20 protein-coding genes and 1 riboswitch are annotated in these 19,411 nt (G+C 71.7%); of the genes, 6 read left to right on the top strand and 14 right to left on the bottom strand.

The window, feature by feature from the left end; all coding sequences use genetic code 11:
* Window positions 1–102: 102 nt before the first annotated feature.
* A complete protein-coding gene (locus AC07AW_RS13775; RefSeq protein ID WP_478815644.1) occupies window positions 103–357 on the bottom strand; it encodes a hypothetical protein in 255 nt (84 codons plus the stop codon).
* Window positions 358–464: 107 nt separating this feature from the next.
* Window positions 465–1,175 (bottom strand): alpha/beta fold hydrolase, encoded by a 711-nt coding sequence (locus tag AC07AW_RS13770; protein WP_478815643.1) that lies wholly within the window; start codon window positions 1,173–1,175, stop codon window positions 465–467.
* A 128-nt stretch (window positions 1,176–1,303) separates the two neighbouring features.
* Here AC07AW_RS13770 and AC07AW_RS13765 point away from each other — a divergent pair, with 128 nt between their 5' ends.
* Window positions 1,304–1,876 (top strand): TetR/AcrR family transcriptional regulator, encoded by a 573-nt coding sequence (locus AC07AW_RS13765; protein WP_478815642.1) that lies wholly within the window; start codon window positions 1,304–1,306, stop codon window positions 1,874–1,876.
* Window positions 1,877–1,979: 103 nt separating this feature from the next.
* Window positions 1,980–2,234, top strand: coding sequence for a hexameric tyrosine-coordinated heme protein (locus AC07AW_RS13760; protein WP_478815641.1), 255 nt, complete (start codon window positions 1,980–1,982; stop codon window positions 2,232–2,234).
* A gap of 109 nt (window positions 2,235–2,343) precedes the next feature.
* Here AC07AW_RS13760 and AC07AW_RS13755 read toward each other — a convergent pair whose 3' ends face one another.
* From AC07AW_RS13755 to AC07AW_RS13740, 4 genes are all read right to left on the bottom strand, one after another.
* A complete protein-coding gene (locus AC07AW_RS13755) occupies window positions 2,344–2,631 on the bottom strand; it encodes a hexameric tyrosine-coordinated heme protein (RefSeq protein ID WP_478815640.1) in 288 nt (95 codons plus the stop codon).
* A 20-nt stretch (window positions 2,632–2,651) separates the two neighbouring features.
* Window positions 2,652–3,059, bottom strand: coding sequence for a tautomerase family protein (locus tag AC07AW_RS13750; protein ID WP_478815639.1), 408 nt, complete (start codon window positions 3,057–3,059; stop codon window positions 2,652–2,654).
* Between the two features lie 23 nt (window positions 3,060–3,082).
* Window positions 3,083–3,892, bottom strand: coding sequence for an MBL fold metallo-hydrolase (locus AC07AW_RS13745; RefSeq protein WP_478815638.1), 810 nt, complete (start codon window positions 3,890–3,892; stop codon window positions 3,083–3,085).
* Between the two features lie 136 nt (window positions 3,893–4,028).
* Entirely contained in the window at window positions 4,029–4,961 is a 933-nt protein-coding gene (locus AC07AW_RS13740; RefSeq protein WP_478815637.1) for a LysR family transcriptional regulator, read from the bottom strand.
* A gap of 342 nt (window positions 4,962–5,303) precedes the next feature.
* On the opposite strand from AC07AW_RS13740, the gene AC07AW_RS13735 reads away from it, so the two are divergent.
* Complete coding sequence (locus tag AC07AW_RS13735; protein ID WP_478815636.1) at window positions 5,304–6,446, top strand: DUF2254 family protein; 1,143 nt, start codon at window positions 5,304–5,306, stop codon at window positions 6,444–6,446.
* A gap of 104 nt (window positions 6,447–6,550) precedes the next feature.
* Here the strand turns inward: AC07AW_RS13735 and AC07AW_RS13730 are convergent, their stop codons facing one another.
* The 3 genes from AC07AW_RS13730 to ctaD all read right to left on the bottom strand — a co-directional run bounded on the left by AC07AW_RS13730 (window position 6,551) and on the right by ctaD (window position 10,269).
* Entirely contained in the window at window positions 6,551–7,834 is a 1,284-nt protein-coding gene (locus tag AC07AW_RS13730) for a globin domain-containing protein (protein ID WP_478815635.1), read from the bottom strand.
* Between the two features lie 324 nt (window positions 7,835–8,158).
* Complete coding sequence (locus AC07AW_RS13725) at window positions 8,159–8,581, bottom strand: hypothetical protein (protein WP_478815634.1); 423 nt, start codon at window positions 8,579–8,581, stop codon at window positions 8,159–8,161.
* A complete protein-coding gene (gene ctaD / locus AC07AW_RS13720) occupies window positions 8,578–10,269 on the bottom strand; it encodes an aa3-type cytochrome oxidase subunit I (protein WP_478816235.1) in 1,692 nt (563 codons plus the stop codon). The genes AC07AW_RS13725 and ctaD overlap by 4 nt, the downstream gene beginning before the upstream one ends.
* 331 nt (window positions 10,270–10,600) lie before the next feature.
* Between ctaD and AC07AW_RS13715 the strand changes: the two genes are divergently transcribed.
* Window positions 10,601–12,292 (top strand): sensor histidine kinase, encoded by a 1,692-nt coding sequence (locus AC07AW_RS13715; protein WP_478816234.1) that lies wholly within the window; start codon window positions 10,601–10,603, stop codon window positions 12,290–12,292.
* A gap of 36 nt (window positions 12,293–12,328) precedes the next feature.
* Here the strand turns inward: AC07AW_RS13715 and AC07AW_RS13710 are convergent, their stop codons facing one another.
* The 3 genes from AC07AW_RS13710 to AC07AW_RS13700 form a co-directional block, all read right to left on the bottom strand.
* On the bottom strand, window positions 12,329–13,063 hold the full coding sequence (locus AC07AW_RS13710; protein WP_478816233.1) for a response regulator: 735 nt from the start codon (window positions 13,061–13,063) through the stop codon (window positions 12,329–12,331).
* Between the two features lie 290 nt (window positions 13,064–13,353).
* On the bottom strand, window positions 13,354–13,995 hold the full coding sequence (locus tag AC07AW_RS13705) for a vitamin K epoxide reductase family protein (RefSeq protein ID WP_478815633.1): 642 nt from the start codon (window positions 13,993–13,995) through the stop codon (window positions 13,354–13,356).
* Window positions 13,976–14,521, bottom strand: coding sequence for a hypothetical protein (locus tag AC07AW_RS13700; protein ID WP_478815632.1), 546 nt, complete (start codon window positions 14,519–14,521; stop codon window positions 13,976–13,978). The genes AC07AW_RS13705 and AC07AW_RS13700 overlap by 20 nt, the downstream gene beginning before the upstream one ends.
* A 218-nt stretch (window positions 14,522–14,739) precedes the next feature.
* Here AC07AW_RS13700 and AC07AW_RS13695 point away from each other — a divergent pair, with 218 nt between their 5' ends.
* The gene (locus AC07AW_RS13695; protein ID WP_478815631.1) at window positions 14,740–15,210 is read left to right on the top strand and encodes a pyridoxamine 5'-phosphate oxidase family protein; all 471 of its coding nucleotides are present in this window, start codon (window positions 14,740–14,742) and stop codon (window positions 15,208–15,210) included.
* A 149-nt stretch (window positions 15,211–15,359) separates the two neighbouring features.
* Here the strand turns inward: AC07AW_RS13695 and hemG are convergent, their stop codons facing one another.
* The gene (gene hemG, locus AC07AW_RS13690) at window positions 15,360–16,757 is read right to left on the bottom strand and encodes a protoporphyrinogen oxidase (RefSeq protein WP_478815630.1); all 1,398 of its coding nucleotides are present in this window, start codon (window positions 16,755–16,757) and stop codon (window positions 15,360–15,362) included.
* 197 nt (window positions 16,758–16,954) lie between these two features.
* Window positions 16,955–17,179, top strand: a riboswitch (cobalamin riboswitch).
* A gap of 51 nt (window positions 17,180–17,230) precedes the next feature.
* On the opposite strand from hemG, the gene AC07AW_RS13685 reads away from it, so the two are divergent.
* Window positions 17,231–17,674 (top strand): acyl-CoA thioesterase, encoded by a 444-nt coding sequence (locus AC07AW_RS13685; protein WP_478815629.1) that lies wholly within the window; start codon window positions 17,231–17,233, stop codon window positions 17,672–17,674.
* A 12-nt stretch (window positions 17,675–17,686) separates the two neighbouring features.
* Here AC07AW_RS13685 and AC07AW_RS13680 read toward each other — a convergent pair whose 3' ends face one another.
* Window positions 17,687–19,099 carry a short-chain fatty acyl-CoA regulator family protein gene (locus tag AC07AW_RS13680; RefSeq protein ID WP_478815628.1) on the bottom strand — a complete coding sequence of 471 codons (1,413 nt, stop codon included), beginning with the start codon at window positions 19,097–19,099 and terminating at the stop codon, window positions 17,687–17,689.
* Between the last annotated feature and the right edge of the window lie 312 nt (window positions 19,100–19,411).

Raw genomic sequence — 19,411 nt, 5'->3', positions numbered from 1 at the left:
GCCCTGGCCGACGCTCCGGAGAGCCTCGGGCAGCCGTAGGACAACGGGATTCTCGTGCGCAGACCCACGGCGAGGAGACCTGCCAACGGGCCGCGGACCGGGTCAGGGCCGAAGGCCGTTGCCGTAGGCCGGCTCACCGGTCGGCTTCCCCAGGGCGGCGGTCGTCTCCGCGGCCTGGGTGGCGGCCCAGGCGGCGAGGAGACGGAGACCTTCCCCGGAAAGGGGAGCCGGGTTCGGCGGTGCCCACTGGCAGCCTCCGCCATGCCCGAAGCGATCGGCCTCCTCGTCGACCCGGACGACGTCGCCGAGCAGTACTGGGACCTGTACTCCCAGCGCGACCGCGTCGAGCAGGTTCACCCCCCAGCCGGCCGTCGCCCGACCGGCATCAGGACCGCGCCCCCTCCGAACTGCCTCGGCCGCCGGATCCGTGGATCCGGCGGCCGAGGCAGTGGGGATGAGCTTGATCAGCGGGTGGCCTTGGCGGCCTCGATGATCAGGTCGGCCACCGCGTCGGGCTGCGAGATGGACACCGCGTGCGATGCCTCGACGCGCACGATGTGCGATCCGGCGCGCTCGGCCATGAACTCCTGGGCCTGGCCGGGGATGGCGTTGCCCTGGGTCGCGACCACGGCCCACGAGGGCAGGGTGCGCCAGGCCGGCGGGCCGGACAGCTCGGCGGTCAGGGCCTGCACGCGCACCGAGCGCTGGGTGACCGCGAGGACGTCGGTGGTCTCGGTGGGCAGGTCGCCGGCGATGACGTCCTGGTAGTGCTCGGGCAGGATCCGCAGCTCCGGCTCGCCCTCGTACTCGGTGGCGATGGTGGTGTCCGGGCCCATCTTGGCGCCGGGGAAGCGGGAGGCGTTCTCCAGGGCGCTCTCGCCCTCGTCGGGCTGGAAGGCGGCGACGTAGACCAGGGCCTCGACGTTGGACGCGTCGCGGGCGGCGCGGGTGATGATCGCGCCGGCGTAGGAGTGGCCGACCAGGACGACCGGGCCGTCGACGCTCTTGGCGACGGTGGCGGCGTACTGGGCGTCGGACTCCAGGCCGCGCAGCGGGTTCGACACGGCGAGGGTGGTGTAGCCCTGTCCCTGGAGCTTGGCGATGACTCCCTTCCACATGCCGGAGTCGCCGAAGGCGCCGTGGACCAGGACGATCGTGGGGGTGGTGGTGCTCATGGGGGTTCCGTTCCTCTACAGGTAGAACGATCGGTCTTTCTGCAAGAAAGACTAGTCGTTCTCCCTAGGGTGCGCAACGTGGGGCAGGCGAGGTCATAGAACGACTGGTCTTTCTTTACAATGGGCGCATGACGACCGCCCCGGAGCTCCATCCCAAGGACCGGCTGCTGAACACCGCGTCCCGCCTCTTCTACACAGAGGGCATCCACGCCGTGGGCATCGAGCGCCTCGTCACCGAGGCCCAGGTCACCCGCGCCACCTTCTACCGGCACTACCCCAGCAAGGACGACCTCGTCTCCGCGTACCTCAGGACCACGGCCACGGGGATCCGGGACTCCGTCGCCCAGGCTCGGGAAGGCAAAGAGCCGCGCGAGGCGCTTCGCGCCGTCATGGCGGTGCTCGGCGACTCGACGCTGGAGGACGGCTTCCGCGGCTGCCAGTTCCTCAACGCCGCCGCCGAATTCCCCGACCGCGACCACCCTGTGCGCGCGGTCATCGACGACCAGCGGTCATGGCTGTTCGGGGTCCTGCGCGACCTCTCGGCCGACATGGGCCACCCCGACCCCGACCACGCCGCCCGCACACTGGTCCTGCTCCACGACGGCGCCTTCCAGGCCGCCGAACTCGACAATGCCAAGGCCGTCCGCGAAACCCTCCGCCGCGCCGTCGACGAGCTGTTCCCCGCCCCGGACGCCGCCTGACGGAACGGCCGCGCATCACCGGCCCGCGTCACGGGTCACTCCTTCGGCCCCATGGCGCGTGTCAGGGGCCATCGGGGATCAGGCCGGGAGCCACATTGGCGTCATGAACCGAGTACCCGACGAAGGCCTGGTCCTGGTCCCCGGCAACTCCCTGATCACCGATTCGCCGGAAGAAGGACGCGCCCTGGCTCTGACACTGGCCCGCCACACCGTGCACAACATCCAGCCCGATCTGGACGTCCTCAAGGGTGGCAGGCCGAACTACTCCACCACCCCGGAAAGCCTCATGCACGCCACGCAGGTGGTGGCCATCGAGTTCCAGACGATCGCAGCTGCCAACAATTACTGGCGGCCCTGACGAGCGGCACGTCAGCGCTGATCCGCGTACATGGGGCGTTGCCGGCTCACGGGGGCGCCGCCTCGTGTCGCCACCCCCACGGCTGGAGGGGACGTGCCGGATCGGGTGGTCAGCGCCAGTAGTCGTTGGCGGCGGCGATGGTGGCGAACTCGGTGGCGACCACCTGGCCTATGGCGATGAGAGAGTCGGGGTCCTCCGCGTAGACCGGGCGCAGCCGCGTGCGGACCTCGGCGTCGGGCTGAGTCGCCTTGATGACGAGACGGGCCATCTTGAGGGCGAGCTCGCGGCCCTCCTGCGGGGTGGCGGTCTTGAGGGAGTTGCGGGGGACGAGTTCCATGGCGATGCTCCTGCGGGTGGGAACGGTGGTGGCGGCCGCCCGGCCGTCGTGGGGGCGCACGCGGAGTGGGGTGGGCGCGGTCAGCGGCCGGGTACGGCGAGGTCGCCCTCGACGTACTGGGCGCGGCCGTCGGCGAACGACCAGTCCTCGGGCCCGTTCTCGAAGTAGCTGATGAACAGGTCCTTGCCGTCGACGCCGACTTCGGCGAGCTGGGCGGCGAGCGTCTTGTACAGGTGCTGCTTGTCCTCGGTACTGCGGCCGCGCTGCGTGAAGATGTGGATGATGACGGTGCCGGTGTCCGTGCGCTGGAATCCGAGTCCTGCGTCGAGGGCGATGATCTCGTCCGGGTCGTGCCGGCTGACGATCTGGAAGCGGTCGCGCTCGGGGATCTTCAGGACGTCGATGAGGGACTGCTGTACGGCGTCGGCGATGGCCTTGACGGCCTCGGGGCTGCGGCCGCGGATCAGGTCGATGCGTACGAGGGGCATGGGAAGCTCCTTCAAGGGAGGGGTCAGGGCTTGAGGGGGAGCCAGGTGCCGTGGTCGGCGATGGCCAGGACGGGGGTGAGGCCCGCGTCGTCGAAGGCACGCTCGATGGCTTCGCGGCCTTCGGTGAAGTGGGCCCAACCGGTGTAGTGGGCGGGGATGTTGACGGGGGCTCCGAGGATCGCGGCGGCCGCGGCGGCACGGATGCTGTCGAGGCTGACGGGGCGCTCGCGGAACTTGCCGGGGACGCGGGCGGCACCGGCGTGGAGGACGGCCGCGTCGATGCCGGCGGTGCGGCGGGCGATCTCGGTGACGGTGCCGACCGAGGCGTTGTCGCCGCTGAGGTAGACGGTGGGCAGGCCGTCCCCGGTGAGGACGAAGCCGATGACCTGGCAGTTGACGTCTCCGTCGGGGTCGCGCTCGCCGTCCTCGGGTCCGTGGACGGCCGGCACGGCGGTGACGGTCAGCTCGCCGCCGTCCGGGCGTCTGAGGGTGTGGGTGTCCCAGGCGGCCAGGCCCTTCGCCGGGGAGCCGAGGCGCTCGGCGCCGCTGGTCGTGGTGAGCAGCAGCGGGGCGGCCAGGGCGAAGGCGCGCCCGCGGTCGTCGAGGTTGTCCGCGTGGTTGTCGTGGCTGACCAGGACCAGGTCGACGTCCGCGAGCCGGTCCTCGGTGACGGCCGGGCCTTCGGTCTTGGTCAGGTAGCCGTACGAGCCCGGCGCGTCGAAGGTCGGGTCGGAGACGATGCGCAGTCCGCCGAGGTCGAGAACGGTCGTGGGGCCGCCGACCACCATGGCCGAGCCGTCGTGACGAGGGAGAAGAGGGGAAGGGGATCCCATGGTGCCGGGCTCCTTGGTCGGGGTGGAAGGAAGGGGCCGTCGTGGGCGGAGCCGGGTTGTCCGGCCGCTCCGAGCCCCTCCGCCGTCGACCGTAGGGAGATCGAGCCGGTAAGCGGAAATGCCGCTCCGGTTGCTGCTATGCCTCACCTGCATGGATGCAGGTCGCGGCCGCCTCCAGGGCCGCTTCGAGGAAGCGGCGCAGCAGCGCCGACCCCGTGCCCGTGTCCGGGCGGTAGGCGAGGCGGACCGGGCTGGGCGGTGCGCCGGTCACCGGCAGGAAGCGCAGCGCGGGGTGGTGGATGCGGCGTTCGGCAACCTCGGGGACTATGCCGATGCCGCGCCCCGCGGCCACGGATTCCAGCCACTCGTCGAAGTTCGCGGTCTCCACGTACCGCCGCGGTCCCCCTCCGCTCGGCCAGCACCAGGGGCCGGTCGTGCCGCTGACGGTGTTGACGACCAGGGTCCACTCATGGGCGTCCTGCCAGCGCAGAGCCTCCGGGGCATGGCTGCGGGAGGCTTCCCGCCCGTCGCCCGGGGCTTCTTCGCGGGCGTGGACAGCGACGCGCCGCTCGTCGTACAGGTGCACCGTTCGCACGGTGGCGCCGACCGGTCTGCCTCCGCGTACCAGGGCGACGTCGACGGCCTGGCGGTCGAGGGCGTCCAGCGGGTCGTCGCAACGCACCAGGTCGACCCGCGCGTCGGTGGCGCGCTCGAAGCCGGCGATGGCGTACTGGGCCCAGGGGTCGGGCAGCAGCCAGCTGAAGCCGAGCCGGACGACGGACGCGTGGTGCGCGGCGGCCACGGCTGCGTCGAACGCGGCGAGGGTGCGCTCGGCGTGGACGAGGAAAGCGGCGCCCGTGTCGGTGAGTGCGACGCCGCGCGACGAGCGGTCGAGCAGGCGCACCCCGAGGCCCGTCTCCAGCTGGGCGACGGTGCGGCTGAGGGCGGGCTGCGTGATCAGCAGCTCCTCGGCGGCCCGGGTGAACGAACGGTGCCGGGCCACCGCGGCGAACGCCCGCAGGTGCCGCAGTTCGATGCCTGACGCGCCCGCGTGGCCGGAGGCGTTCATTGCTGCCTCACGCTATGCCTGGGACACATGAATGCAGCGTAACCGGCATTTCTCGCCGCCGCGTAGGCGGCCTGGCGTCGATCGGACCAGCACGACGTGCGGCCGGCTCCTGGGCGAGGCGGCGGTCGTACCGGAGCCGGACATCGGCTGAACCACGGCATGTCGCCTTGCATCGGTGCGTCCGTGGCCCGAGCGTTTCCTCGCTGCGATCGTGCGCCTGATCGGAGACTCCCTGTGGACGCCCCGCCGACGATGCAGTTCGGTCCGGACCGGTCGGCCGAGCGGGTGGTACGGCCGCGGCGCGCACTCCGCGCGGGCGTGTCTCAAGTGTTCGCCGCGGCCGTGGGGCTCGCACTGGGGCTGGCCCTTCCCGGGATCAGCGGCGGGTACCAGGTCGCGGCGCAGCGGGCCGTCGACGTTCTGAAGGGCATGGGCGTCGGCGTACTGAGCGTCGCGACGCTGATCTTCTCGCTGCTGTTCCTCGTGGTGCAGTGGGCGGCGGGGAACTTCAGTCACCGGCTCGTCCTGTTCCGGTACGACCCGGTGGTGTGGCGGGTCTTCGCCCTCGTGGTGGGGATCCTGGTGTTCTCGGTCACGGCGATGCTGGCCATCGGCTCGCACCGCACCGTGTCCGTGGCCGTGCCCACGACGGCCCTGGTGCTGACAGCGGCCGCTCTCGTACTGGTACGGCGGCTGCAGTTGATCGCCCTGCGCTCCATCCAGCTGTCGCACGTCCTCGACGACGTACGCAAGCGGGGGCGCGACGTCCTCCAAGCCCTGTACGCGTCGGCGGACGATACGGACGACGCCACACCGGACGCCGGTGGGACACACCACCTGCCGGAGACGACGGCGACCGTCGTCTGGGCCGGTGACACCGTCCTCGTGACGCAAGTGGACCTGCTGCGGCTGGTACGGGTGGCGACGCGGGCGGACGCGGTGGTGGTCCTGAAGGTACCGGTGGGGTCCACTCTCCACCCGGGGGACGTGGTGGCCGAGGTCCGCGGTGGCCGCGTGCCCGACTCCGAGGTGACCGCGGCGGTGATCGGAGGCCTTGAGCGTACGTTCCACCAGGATCCGACGCTGGCCTTCCGGCTCCTGTCCGACATCGGGCTGCGCGCCCTCTCCCCCGCGATCAACGACCCCGCGACGGCCGTCCAGGTCCTGGACGCCGTCGAGGGCCTGCTCCGGCCGATCGCGTCGGCAGACCTCGGCGACCGGACGATCGCCGACGAGCAGGGCGCCGTGCGGGTGGTGATGTGCCTGCCGTCCTGGGAGGACTTCGTCCGGGTCGGGTTCGACGACCTGTGCCGTGCGGCCTCGGACGCTCCGATGGTGCTGTCCCGCGCCCGCGAGTTGCTCCGCCGGCTGCGCGCGACGGCACAGCAGGGACGCCACCGTGCTCTGGAGGAGCGTCTGGCGTGGGTGGAAGAGGAGTTGGCCGCACGGCATCCCCCGTTCCTGCGTGAGGCCGCCGGCCGTTGAACCGCGCAGGGGCGGTGAGGCCCGGGGCCACATCGCTAGTGCGCCCGTTCGGCGCACGGTCACCAGGCATGGCGACCGGGTCTCGGGCCCCTCGACCGAGGCGGCTATGCGATGCGCGCGCTGGTACTCCAGGACGGCAGGGGGGAAGACGTCCCGTCGACCGGGTCGTGGTGGATGCGGTCCACGGGCGTGTTCATCGCCGTCAGCCCCTCCACAGTGGCGGCGACCATGCCGGGCGGGCCGCTCACGTAGGAGACGTGTCCGGACCAGTCGCCGTGCCGGGCCAGCGCTTCGACCAGCGGGATGTCACCGGCGGCGCCGGAACCCTCACCGATGACCGGGACGATGCGCAGCCAGGGGTGGCGAGTCTCCAGCTCGGTGAGGGCAGCCGTGTCGTACAGATCGTCCAGCGTGCGCGCGCCGAGAAACAGGTGCGCGCTGTGGCCGTGCGGGCGGCGCGAGGCCAGCTCGTCCAGGAGTGCCTTGGCCGTGGCCCATCCTGTGCCACCTGCCACGATGAGTACGTCGCGTGTCGGGCCGTCCAGCGTCATGGTGCCCTGCGCCGGCCCGATGCGCAGCGGGTCACCGACGCGGGTGTGCGCCACCAGCGCGTCGCTCACCCCGCCCGGGCCTGTACGGCGGATGTGGAACTCCAGCTCGCCGTCCGTCCGGGGCGCGCAGGCCATGGAGTACGGCCGCCAGGCGTGGGGCAGCAGCGGGGACTCCAGCCTGGCGTACTGCCCGGCCCGGTAGGGAAACGGTTCCGCGGTGCGAGCCCGGAGGACGGCGACGCCGGAACCGCACACCCGGTGTTCCGTCACCGTCGCGTTCCAGCAGGCGGGCTCGGCCAGCGCCTCGTGCGCGCCACCGACCATGGCGGCCACGGCGAACCTCACCATCCGCACCCAGGCCTGCTCCAGCTCCTCGACCCATCGGTCGCCCGCGCTGCGGCGCAGGGCGGCGGTGAGCGCGGACTCGAACACCTCGTAGTGCACGGGCCGCACCCCCAGCTTGCGGTGGTCGCGGCCGAGGCGGGCACAGAAGTCGGCCACCTCGTCCGGCCGGTCGAGGTGTTCGATCAGGTACCAGAAGGCCCGTTCCAGATGAGCCTGCTGGAAGTCCATCGAGTCGGGGAACAGCCCCCGCAGATACGGATGCTGCTCGAACATCGCCTGATAGAGGTGCGCGATGAGGTCACTGAAGGGGGTCACCGACGACAGATGGCGATGGATCGTCTCCTGGTCGTCGATCCCGTCGAACGCGCGCACACCTCCCTCCGGCCCGGCGGCCCCGCGCGAGGAGAGCAGCCGCCGGCGCAGCCGCATCGCGTCCTGGCGCGCCAGGAGCGCGTGGTACTCGTCGTACGCGTGGCCAGTGATGGTGCTCAAGTACGTGCTCTCTCTCCGTGCGATGTCCCGCGCCCCGTACCCGGTCGTGTCGGAGCAGGCCGGCGGCCGGGGCCGGCGCGCACGCGGGGCGATGACGCACCGCGAGCGGGGATGTCCGCCGACGCCGCCCCGGTGGTAGCGGCAGCACCGTGCCTATGGCGGGAAGCGACGTCAGTCTTGCACCGCTGACATGCCGCCGTCCGGCCCCAACGGACAGGGCCGTTCGGCCCTTTCGCCCGCCGTGCGCACGAGGGGGCGGACCGGCCGGCGAGGGTGGTGGTGCGGTGCCGGGGTCACCGCACCACTCCCTCCGTGGCTCGGGCCTCAGGCCGGCAGGAGCAGTGCGGCCACCACGGCGACGGCCAGGCCCGCGCCGAGGCCGAGGGCGACGGCGTACCGGGCCGGGCGGGGCGTCTTGCGGGGCGGGGCGGAGTCCAGGGCCGACCAGCAGGCGGCGTCCTCCCGTTCCTCGCGGTGGCGCCGAACCACCGCGCTCGCGCGCGCCGTGGCGCTCGCGGCGACACCCGCTGCCGCCACCGCGAGGAGGAACGGAGCGGGGACTCCGACGAGGAGCAGCAGGGCGGTCACACCGGCCGTCGTCCAGCCGGTGACACAGGCCGTCGCGGCCAGGCGGCGGGAGACGGGTCGGTCCGCGCCGGCGCGCAGGTCGACGAGCGCGGGGACGTACCAGACGCACCCGGAGGCGGTCACGGCACCGACACCCAGCGCCAGGACGGCTGCGCTCACCGGACGTCCGCCGTCGCGTCGGACCGGTTCTCCAGCCGGTCGAGGGCGACGATCTCGGGGTGGTGCAGGTCGAACGCGGGGGATTCGGAGCGGATCTTCGGCAGGGTGAGGAAGTTGTGCCGGGGCGGCGGGCAGGACGTCGCCCACTCGAGCGAACGGCCGTAGCCCCACGGGTCGTCGGCCTCGACCTTCTTCCCGTAACGGCCGGTCTTCCAGACGTTGTAGAAGAACGGCAGGAAGGACAGGCCGAGGAGGAACGAGCCGATGGTGGAGACGGTGTTGAGGGCGGTGAAGCCGTCGGCCTCCAGGTAGTCGGCGTAGCGGCGGGGCATTCCCTCGGCACCGAGCCAGTGCTGGACGAGGAAGGTGGCGTGGAAGCCGGCCGTGAGGGTCCAGAACGTGATCTTGCCGAGCCGTTCGTCGAGCATTTTGCCGGTGAACTTGGGCCACCAGAAGTGGAAACCGGCGAACATCGCGTAGACGACGGTGCCGAACAGCGTGTAGTGGAAGTGCGCGACGACGAAGTACGAGTCGGAGACGTGGAAGTCCATCGGGGGCGAGGCCAGGATGACGCCGGTCAGACCACCGAAGGTGAAGGTCATCAGGAAGCCGGTGGCCCAGAGCATCGGGGTCTCGAAGGACAGCGAGCCCTTCCACATCGTTCCGATCCAGTTGAAGAACTTCACGCCGGTCGGTACGGCGATGAGGAACGTCATGAAGGAGAAGAACGGCAGGAGCACGCCACCGGTGACGTACATGTGGTGCGCCCACACGGTCACCGACAGGCCGGCGATCGCGATGGTCGCGGCCACCAGGCCTATGTATCCGAACATCGGCTTGCGGCTGAAGACCGGGACGACCTCGGAGATGATGCCGAAGAACGGCAGGGCCAGGATGTAGACCTCGGGGTGGCCGAAGAACCAGAAGAGGTGCTGCCACAGCAACGCGCCGCCGTTGCCCGGGTCGAAGACGTGGGAGCCGAACTTCCGGTCGCATTCGAGAGCGAAGAGCGCCGCCGCGAGGACCGGGAAGACCATCAGCACGAGCAGGGACGTGAGGAGTACGTTCCAGGTGAAGATCGACATCCGGAACATCGTCATGCCCGGGGCTCGCATGCAGATGATCGTGGTGATGAAGTTGACCGCGCCCGCGATCGATCCGAAGCCCGAGAGCGCGACGCCCATGATCCACAGGTCGGCGCCGAGGCCGGGCGAGTGGATCGCGTCGGAGAGCGGCGCGTAGAGGAACCATCCGAAGTCCGCGGCCCCACCGGGGGTGAGGAAACCGCCGGCGGCGATCAGCGAACCGAACAGGTACAGCCAGTACGCCAGCATGTTGAGCCGGGGGAAGGCCACGTCCGGCGCACCGATCTGCAGCGGCATGATCCAGTTCGCGAAGCCGGTGAACAGCGGCATCGCGAAGAGCAGCAGCATGATCGAGCCGTGCATGGTGAACGCCTGGTTGAACTGCTCGTTCGACATGATCTGCGTCCCGGGCCGCGCCAGCTCCGCCCGCATCATCAGGGCCATGACACCACCGATGACGAAGAAGAAGAGGGCGGAGCAGAGGTAGAGCGTGCCGATCTGCTTGTGGTCGGTGGTCGTCAGCCACCCCACCCACGAGGGCCGGGCCGACCGAGAGGGGCCCTCTGCGGGCGATTCGGGAAGACCTGTCTCCCTGGCCTTCATCTGAGTACTGCGTGCCTCGTCCACCGGACGACGACCTCCACTTCCGCGTGTAGTGCCAACGGGCCGGGAAGCGTCCTCGTACGGGGGATTCCTCGGGCGCTTCCCGGCCGCCGCCACATGATCGTCGGCGGGCACCGGGGCCCGGATAGGGTCGAACAGTCCTTCCGCGTACTGCGGGGCAGGGCCGAACGGCCCTCTCTTCACCGCTCGCACGCGACGTACGCTGCAACGCGTACAACCCTCCGAGAGTCAACGAGAGCCGACAGCACACATGCCTGACACTCCGCCGCACGAGCCCCCGCCCTGGCCTCGCCTCGACGTCCCGGACCGGATGCACGGCCTGCTCACCGCGGTCATGGATCTCGGCCGCGATCTCGAACTCCCGCAGGTGCTGCGGAGCATCGTGGAGGCCGCCGTCAGCCTCACCGACGCCGAGTACGGGGCCCTCGGCGTGATCGACGACCGTCAGAAGCTGTCCCAGTTCCTGCCGGTGGGCATGGCCGACGACCTCGCCGCAAGGATCGGTCCGGCGCCCTGCGGCCACGGCATCCTCGGCGAACTCATCAGCAACCCCACCCCGCTGCGGCTCACCGACCTCACCCGGCATCCGAGCAGCTTCGGCTTCCCTGCCCATCACCCGCCGATGCGCACCTTCCTGGGAGCGCCCATCCGGGTGCGGGACGAGGTCTTCGGCAACATCTATCTCACCGAGAAGCGGGGCGGCGGCGCCTTCGACGCCGACGACGAAGCGGTCCTCACGACGCTGTCGATGGCGGCAGGTGTCGCGATCGACAATGCCCGCCTCTACCACGACAGTCGTCGCCGGGAACACCGCCTCGAGGCCCTGGGCGAGATCACCCGAACCCTGCTCGCGGGCACGGACACCGACAAGGTGCTGCGCCTGATCGCCCGACGGGCCATGGAGGTGGCCGACGCCGATCTCGCCGCCGTGCTGCTCCCCTCCGGGCCGGCCAGGCCGGCGTCGACGGGTCCCCTTTCGGCCGGTCCCCTGTCGGCCGGCTCCCCGTCGGCCGGCTCCCCGTCGACCGGCGATCTGACCGTGCGTGTGGCGCACGGTGACACCGCCGAGATCGTCCACGGAGCCGTTCTCCCGGCGTCCGGTTCGCTGGCGGGCCTCGCCGCGAGCATCCGCGGGCCGGTCGTCACGACGGACGTGCGCACCGACCCCCGGGCGCTGCCGCTCGGCGGGACGGCCGGAGACGAGCACGGTCCCGTCGTGGCCGTTCCCCTCCCTGTCGACGACGCCGTGTGCGGTGCCCTGCGGCTGAGCCGGAGAGCCGGGCGACCGGGCTTCGACGCCACCGAGACCCTGCTGATCAGCGGTTTCGCCGATCAGGCGGCGATCGCCCTCGAACTCGCCCGGCGACGGGCCGAGTCCGAGGAGCTGGCCGTGCTCCACGACCGCGACCGCATCGCCCGCGACCTGCACGACGTCGCCATCCAGCGGCTGTTCGCCACGGGCATGACGCTGCAGAGCGCGACCCGCGTCGTCGACCATCCGGGAGCTGCGGAGCGGATCACCCGCGCCGTGGACGATCTCGACACCACGATCCAGATCATCCGGTCGACGATTCTCCAGCTGCGCACGACCGACGACGACCGCGGCGGACCCGCGCTGCGTCGGCGCATGGCCGAGACGGTCCAACTGGCCGCACAGCACCTGGGGTTCGCTCCGGCACTCCGGATCCTGGGGCCGGTCGACACCGGTGTCCCCGAGGCCCTGGCCGAGCACGTTCTGGCGGTGACGGCGGAGGCGCTGAGCAACACCGCCCGGCACGCCCGGGCAGGACGGGCCGAGGTGGTGCTCTCGGTCACGGACTCGGCCGATCGTCTCGTGCTCACGGTCACCGACGACGGTGCCGGTCTCGGGGCGGCCACCCCGACGGGCGGGCTGGTCAACATGCGCTCGCGCGCGACGCAGTCCCGGGGAACCCTGCACCTGGAGGAACCCCGGGACGGTGGCACGCGGGTCACCTGGACCGCGCCGCTGTCCGCCGACTGAGCCCGCGCCGCCCTCCTGGGGAGAGCGTCCCGCGCGTCACTGAGGGTTCCCCTGCGGCTCGCGGAGCCGCTCGGCGATCATCGCCGCCTGGATCCGCCGCCCCACTCCCAGCTTGCCGAGAATCGACGACACCCGGTTCTTCACGGTCTTCTCCGCGAGGAACAGCCGCTCGCCGATCTGCCGGTTCGTGAGGCCCAGGCCGATGAGGTCGAGGATCTCCAGTTCGCGGGGCGAGAGGCGGTCCAGCGCTCCGGGCGCGGCCGTCTCGGGCGCGGGCTCCGGGCCCCGGATCCGCGCCATCACGCGGCTCGTCATCCGAGGGTCGAGCAGCGACCTGCCGGTGGCCACCGTGCGGACGGCGGCGACCAGGTCGGAGCCGCCGATCTGCTTCAGCACGTAGCCGGCCGCGCCGGCCATGATGGCGTCGAACAGGGCCTCGTCGTCGTCGAAGGAGGTCAGCATGAGACAGGCCAGGTCCGGCAGCTCCGCCCGGAGTTCTCGGCACACCTCGACGCCCTCGTGGTCACCGCCGGTCGCGCTGCCCAGGCGTACGTCGAGGACGGCGACGTCCGGTCGCGCGGCGGGGATCCGGGCGAGCGCCTCGCGGGCGGTGGCCGCCTCGCCGACGACTTCGATGTCGGGTTCGGCTTCGAGCAGATCGCGCACACCCCTGCGGACGACCTCGTGGTCGTCGAGCAGGAAGACCCGCACCGGTGCGGCGGTGGGGACGCCGGCGGTCGGGGCGGGCGGAGGAAGAGGACGGGGCTTCACCGAGAACTCCTGGACGAAGGGCGGTACGTCCGCCACGACAGCGGCGGTTCCGCGGCCGTGCCGAAGCACGGCCGCCCGCGAAACGAGCGTCAGTATGGCACCGGCCCTTCGGGGCCGAAGGGCCCTGGTCCGGTAGGGCCGTTCGGCCCTGTCCGGCGGTCCGCTCCCCGTGGTCGACTCGCCTCCGCGACCCGGGGTGCCGGCCCCGGTGCGGCCCGGCCGTCCCCCAGGGCCGTGGCCGGTACACCCGGGCCGCGGCAGGTGGTCCGGCACGGTCTCACCCCACCGGCTCACCACAAGCCCCGCCAGTAGTCCCAGAAACGGGTCGCGATCAGCAGCAGCACGCTCGCGCACCAGACGGCCGGCACGACCCAGTGGAACTCCGCCACCACGGCGACCACCGACCTGGGTGCGCGCACGATCCCGTGCCTGAGGTTGTGCACCGTCGTGTACCAGAACATGACGATCGTCGCCGCCCAGGCCAGGCTGCACCAGAGGCACAGGGCGCCGATCTCGTAGAGCGCCTGGCTCATCAGCCACATGCAGCAGCCCACGCCGAGCAGAGTCCCGAGGTGGAGCCCGAGCCAGAACCAGCGGCGGTAGCGGGCCCCGGCGAGCGCGCCGGCACCGATCGCGACGACGACGGCGTACGCGACAAGGCCCAGCATCGGGTTCGGGAAGCCGAACACCGACGCCTGCTCGCTGCGCATCACGTCGGTGCAGGAGAGCACCGGGCTGAGATTGCAGGACGGCATGAAGCCCGGGTCCTGGAGCAGGAGGAACTTGTCGAGCGTGATCACGAACGAGGCGAGGAGACCGAGCCCCCCGGTGATCACCAGGAGCCACGCGAACGTGCGGGTGGATCCGGTGGTACGGCCGATGGCCGCCTCCGTACGAGAGGCGGTGGCGTGGTCACGCAGAACGCTGGTCATCTCGGACTTCCCTCGCGGTGGGCAGGTCTGGGGCCGGGGCTGCCGGGTGTATGCCCCCGCGGGTCGCTCCCACCGGCCACACGACCTCCACCGTCACTCCGCGCGCCCGTGCGTACGCGACCATGTGCGCGGTGGCGTCACGCCCGTTGGACGGCGAGCCGTCCCAGACGGCCAGGAGTCGCCCGCACTGGTCGATCAGCGCTTCGTCGGCGCGCACGCAGGCGTCGCGGTCGCCCGGGTCGTAGGCCAGCAGTCGGACCTGCTCGGCCAGCGCCATCACCTCCCGGGCCGGCTCCAGGTCGAGCGGGGGCAGCGCCGCGGGCACCGCGCCCTGCGCGGGCAGGAGTACGACGAGCCGCCGGCCCGTTGCCCGCACCGCTCGCCCGAATGCCGCCGAGAGACCGGAACCCACCCGGACGAGACCGGACGCCGGATCCCCGAGCCGCTCCATGCGCAGGCGCAGCTCGCGTTCCACGGTTCTCAGCGTGTCCGGGGGCAGGTCGGCATGTCCCACCGCCGCGATCATCGATTGCCCTCGCCTCCTCGCCCTCCGGGCGTTCGTCGGTCGTTCCTTCACCGGGCCGCTCCGGCCCGAGCTCAGTGAACCGGGCCCGGTCACCGGGCCGACAGGGGCCGAACGGCCCTTCCAGGCCTCGGTCGTGTGCCCTGTACTGAGGGGCATCGGGGCCGCCGGTCCCGCCCCGCGCCGGCCGCGCGACACCAGCGAACCCCCGGGAAGGCACCGTGCACGACAAGGCAGCCCATCACGTGAAGGACCCAGGGGACAGAGCCGGCGCGGAGCCGCGGCGCAGCGTCGAACTGGACCCCGGCGAGGCCCTGCGGCTCCTCTCCGGGACTCCCGTCGGCCGGATCGTCTTCACGCGGCACGCGCTGCCCGCGATCCGCCCCGTCCACCACATCGTGGACGGGGGCGACATCGTCATCGGCACCCACGAGGACTCCGCCCTCACGAGCGGAGCCCAGGAGGCGGGCGCCCTGGGCGTGGTGGTCGCGTACGAGGCCGACGACATCGACATCGACGGCCGTCTCGGGTGGAGCGTCGTGGTGACCGGATACTGCCGCCTGGTCACCGACCCTCAGGAGACCGCGCGTTACAAGGCGGCGCTCCGTCCCTGGACCGACCAGCACATGGACCAGGTCGTCCGCATCCGCCCGGACCTGGTCACGGGCATCCGCCTCGTCCGCGTCGAGTGACCTGCCCGACAGCGCAACGCTCCGGGACCTGTCCGGTCCCGGAGCGTTCTGCTGTGGGGGCGCCCGCATCGCGCGGGCCGGGTGCGGGAGAGAAGACGAGTGGCACTCGGTCCTGCGGGCCGCCCCGACGGCTCAGGGCTCCCCCGCCGTCACGCGGCTCCCAGCACCTCGTCGGCCGCGCTCCGGCCGCTGGCCACGCAGTGGGCGATGCCCACCCCGTCGTACGCCGCTCCGCACAGCCGTATCCCCGGCAGCTTCGCGACCGCGTCCCTGGCTCGCTCGATCCGCGCGGTGTGGCCGACCGCGTACTGCGGCAGCCCGTCGTGCCAACGGCTGACCTTGACCGCCGCGGGCGCCGCGGTGAGCCCCAGGACGGCACCCAGGTCGTACCGGGCGGCTTCGACGAGTTCGGTGTCGTCCAGGTAGAGAGCCTGCTCGTCGCCGTACCGGCCGATGGAGGTGCGGAGGACGAAGAGGCCCGGTGCCGTCTCCCGCAGCCAGCGCCACTTGTGCGTGAGCAAGGTGGCGGCCTTGATGGTGCGCCCCTCGACCGGCGGGACGAGAAAGCCGCTGCCTCCCGGCAGGACGGGCAGGTCCGCGCGGCGGAACGCCATGGTCACGAGGGCGGGTGAGGCGTACTCGATGCCGGACAGCTCCGTCGCGGCGGCGGGGCTCTCGGGTTCCAGGAGCTGTGCGGCGGACCACGCGGGCGCGGCGATCACGACGCCGTCGGCGAGGAACCGGCGGTCGGGGGTGGAGATCAGCCATCCGTCTTCGGTGCGGCTCAGGGCGCGGGCCGGGCTGTCGAGCAGGATCTCCCCGCCTCGGGCGCGTACGGCTTCGGCGACCGCGCCGGGCAGCCGGCCGATGCCACCCGTGATGCCCATGAAGACCGGCCCCGCGGGCGCGGCGCCCGAGGGGTTCTGTCGGAGGGAGGCGACGGCGTCGAGCAGTGAGCCGTGCTTCTGGGCCGCCTCGAAGAGGGCCGGTACCGCCGCACGCAGGGAGATCCGGTAGGCGTCGCCCGCGTACACGCCGTCGAGCAGGGGCTCCAGGAGCCGGTCGACGACCTCTCTGCCGTATCGCTCGGCCACGTACGCGCCGATCGCGATGTCCCCTCCGACGGGGGTAGGCGGCAGGGTGCGGTCCTCCTTCATGCGCGCGATCCCCTCCGGGGAGATCAGGCCCCCCAGAGCCGCCCAGTCGCCCGGTACGCCCATGACGTGGCCCTGGGGCATGACGTGGAGGGTGTCACGGCTCCACACGGCGGCCGAGGTCGTCACGGCCGGCTCCAGGCATTCCCCGAGTCCGACGGCGCGCGCCAGGTCGACCGCCTCGGGCCGCAGCGCGAACAGGGCCTCCGCACCGAGGTCCACGGGCACGCCCGCGATCTCCCCCGTTCGCAGTTTCCCGCCGAGCCGTCCGGACGCTTCGAGGAGGGTCACACGGGTCCCGGTTTCGACGAGCCGGTGGGCGGCGGCGAGACCGGAGACACCTCCTCCCACGACGACGACGTGTCCCGGATCCGGTGTGGTCTGACGACCCATGTGCGTGCCTTTCGCGCGAGAACTGCCGGTGGACCTCCGACCCGTGCACCGGAGCGTCGGTGGGCCGGAGGTCCCTCAGCAGTGAACGCGAACGGCGCCCCCTGGCAGTAGGGGCCGAACGGCCCCATCGGCGCGGGCCACGCGGTACCGCGCACACCGGGTCATCGGTCCTCGACAGGGGTGTGACCTCGCTGCCGTAGGCTGGCGGGGCAGCTGGTTCGCCCCGTCCTCCAGGCGGGAGCGTCGTAAGAGGGAACCCGGTGGGAATCCGGGACTGCCCCGCAGCGGTGAGCGGGAACGACCGCCGTCATACGCACTGGGTTCGGGAAGGGCCTGGGAAGCGACGGTCAGTAGGTGTCCGCCGGTCGAACCCGGTGGGCGTGCCCGCGAGTCCGAAGACCTGCCCGTTGCCCGCACGCCGGCACCCCGCGCGTGCGGAGAAGCCCTGCCGCGACTCGCGAAGGAGAGTTGACGTGGCCGATCGCACCGTCACCAGCCCTGCCCGTACGACGAAGACGCCGGACGACTCCCGGGTGGTCCTCGCCCACATCATGAGCGACCACGACACGAACCTGTACGGCACCATCCACGGCGGCGTGATGATGAAGCTCATCGACGATGCCGCCGCGGCCGCCGCCGGGCGGCATGCCGACGGACCCGCCGTCACCGTGTCCGTCGACCGGATGACCTTCCTGGCCCCGGTACGGGCCGGGGATCTGCTCAGTGTGGAAGCCGGACTGGAGCGTGCGGGCCGGACGTCCATGACCGTCGGCGTCCGTGTCACCGCCGAGCGGTGGAACAGCTCCGGCCCCGCCACCGAGGTCGCCACCGGGCTCCTCACCTTCGTCGCGATCGACGCCGAAGGAACGCCGCGTCCCGTACCCACGCTCGACGTCGTGCTCCCCGGCCTGTCCTGACACCCCGCTCCGTCACCCCGATCGGGTGTCCTCCACGGCGTACGGCACGAAGGAGCCGGCGTTCTCGTCCACGGCGAGCGTGCGGCCCACGGGCGGCAGTGCCCGCTGGGGGCAGTCGAGGCGTTCGCAGACGCGGCAGCCCATGCCGATCGGGGTGGCGGCGGCCTTGTTGCCGAGGTCCAGGCCGTCGGAGTAGACGAGCCGCGAGGCGTGGCGGATCTCGCAGCCGAGGCCGATGGCGAAGGTCTTGCCGGGTTCGCCCCAGCCGCCGCGGTGGCGGGTGACGGTGCGGGCGGTCCAGAGGTAGCGCTGTCCGTCGGGCATCGCGGCCACCTGGACGTGGATGCGGCCGGGCGCGGCGAACGCCTCGTACACGTTCCACAGCGGGCAGGTCCCCCCGGCACGGGAGAAGTGGAAGCCGGTCGCGGACTGGCGCTTGGACATGTTACCGGCCCGGTCCACGCGGACGAAGGAGAACGGGACGCCGCGCAGCCGGGGGCGTTGCAGGGTGCTGAGGCGGTGGCAGACGGTCTCGTAGCCGAGGCCGAAGCGGTCGGTGAGGCGCTCGATGTCGTAGCGGGTCTCCTCGGCTGCGGCGTGGAAGGTCCGGTACGGGAGGACCAGCGCGGCGGCGAAGTGGTGGGCGACGCCGATGCGGGCCAGGGACCAGGTGGTCGAGCCCTCCTCGTAGTCCTCGGAGGCGTACGCGCTCAGCAGGTCGGCGTGTTCGAGCAGGGCGAGCTGCGTGGCCATGCGGAACGCCTGCCGGCCGGGGCGCAGCCGGGGTGAGAGGTGCAGGATCCGGGTGGCGGGGTCGTAGCGGTGGAGCTGCGTGTCGGCATCGGTGGCGATGCGGATCCCGTGGCGTTCGTCGAGGCGCGTGGCGAGGGCCTGCCGTACCTCGCCCCGGCGGATGCCGATCTCGTACGCCAGCTCTTCGGCAGCGCAGTCGGCGTCGTGCAGGTAGTTGCGGCGCCGGTAGAAGAACTCGCGGATCTCCTCGTGAGGCGTGCGGCCGACGGTCGGAGTGGACTCGGCGCGTCCTGCGGTGAGTTCGGCGAGGCGTTCGGTGAGGGTGCGGTGTCCCCGGCTGAGGTCCAGCAGGAGCGTGGCCACCTGGGGAAGGCGCGAGACGAGGTCCTTGAGGTCGGAGGCGGAGAGCGCGTCCCGGTCGAGGTCGTCGGCCAGCGCCTCGCGCAGGTCGGCCAGGAGCCGGACGGTGTCCCGTTCGGAGAAGAACTCCGGGTCGACGCCGAACGCCTCGGTGACGCGCAGCAGGACGGAGACGGTCAGCGGTCGCCTGTCGTTCTCCAGCTGGTTGAGATAACTGGGCGAGAGCCTGAGGGCCTGGGCCAGTTCGGCCTGGCCCATCGTGCGGTCCTCGCGCAGCCGCCGCAGTCTCGCCCCGGCGTAGACCTTGCTCACGCGTGCTCTCCTCCCAGGTCGATCAGACCGATCAGACCGATCAGACCGATAGGGCCACACCTTAAGGCACGAGGGGATTCGCAGACTTCGCAAAGTCGCGGGAAAAACTTCGCAGAACTTGGCATTCGGGCACGCTTGATGGCACTGGGTGCCAGTGCCAGAGTCGCACCACGGCCCGTCGATCAGGCAGGCAGGTGAGGGGAATCGGGGCGCGGCTCATGCCCTGACGTCGTAGGAACCCGGTTGCTCTCGGCCGGTGCCCGGCGGGCCGCCCACACCCTCTTCGCAACTTCGCAGAGTCCGACACCGTAC

The organism is Streptomyces sp. NPDC044003 (assembly GCF_056435185.1).
This window is presented reverse-complemented; position numbering and strand designations above follow the sequence as displayed.

What these genes read in the sequence shown, in the direction of transcription:
- AC07AW_RS13770 (WP_478815643.1), bottom strand. Translation starts at nt 1,175, where the DNA reads ATGAGCACCACCACCCCCACGATCGTCCTGGTCCACGGCGCCTTCGGC.
- AC07AW_RS13765 (WP_478815642.1), top strand. Translation starts at nt 1,304, where the DNA reads ATGACGACCGCCCCGGAGCTCCATCCCAAGGACCGGCTGCTGAACACC.
- AC07AW_RS13760 (WP_478815641.1), top strand. Translation starts at nt 1,980, where the DNA reads ATGAACCGAGTACCCGACGAAGGCCTGGTCCTGGTCCCCGGCAACTCC.
- AC07AW_RS13750 (WP_478815639.1), bottom strand. Translation starts at nt 3,059, where the DNA reads ATGCCCCTCGTACGCATCGACCTGATCCGCGGCCGCAGCCCCGAGGCC.
- AC07AW_RS13745 (WP_478815638.1), bottom strand. Translation starts at nt 3,892, where the DNA reads ATGGGATCCCCTTCCCCTCTTCTCCCTCGTCACGACGGCTCGGCCATG.
- AC07AW_RS13740 (WP_478815637.1), bottom strand. Translation starts at nt 4,961, where the DNA reads ATGAACGCCTCCGGCCACGCGGGCGCGTCAGGCATCGAACTGCGGCAC.
- ctaD (WP_478816235.1), bottom strand. Translation starts at nt 10,269, where the DNA reads ATGAAGGCCAGGGAGACAGGTCTTCCCGAATCGCCCGCAGAGGGCCCC.
- AC07AW_RS13715 (WP_478816234.1), top strand. Translation starts at nt 10,601, where the DNA reads ATGCACGGCCTGCTCACCGCGGTCATGGATCTCGGCCGCGATCTCGAA.
- AC07AW_RS13705 (WP_478815633.1), bottom strand. Translation starts at nt 13,995, where the DNA reads ATGACCAGCGTTCTGCGTGACCACGCCACCGCCTCTCGTACGGAGGCG.
- AC07AW_RS13700 (WP_478815632.1), bottom strand. Translation starts at nt 14,521, where the DNA reads ATGATCGCGGCGGTGGGACATGCCGACCTGCCCCCGGACACGCTGAGA.
- hemG (WP_478815630.1), bottom strand. Translation starts at nt 16,757, where the DNA reads ATGGGTCGTCAGACCACACCGGATCCGGGACACGTCGTCGTCGTGGGA.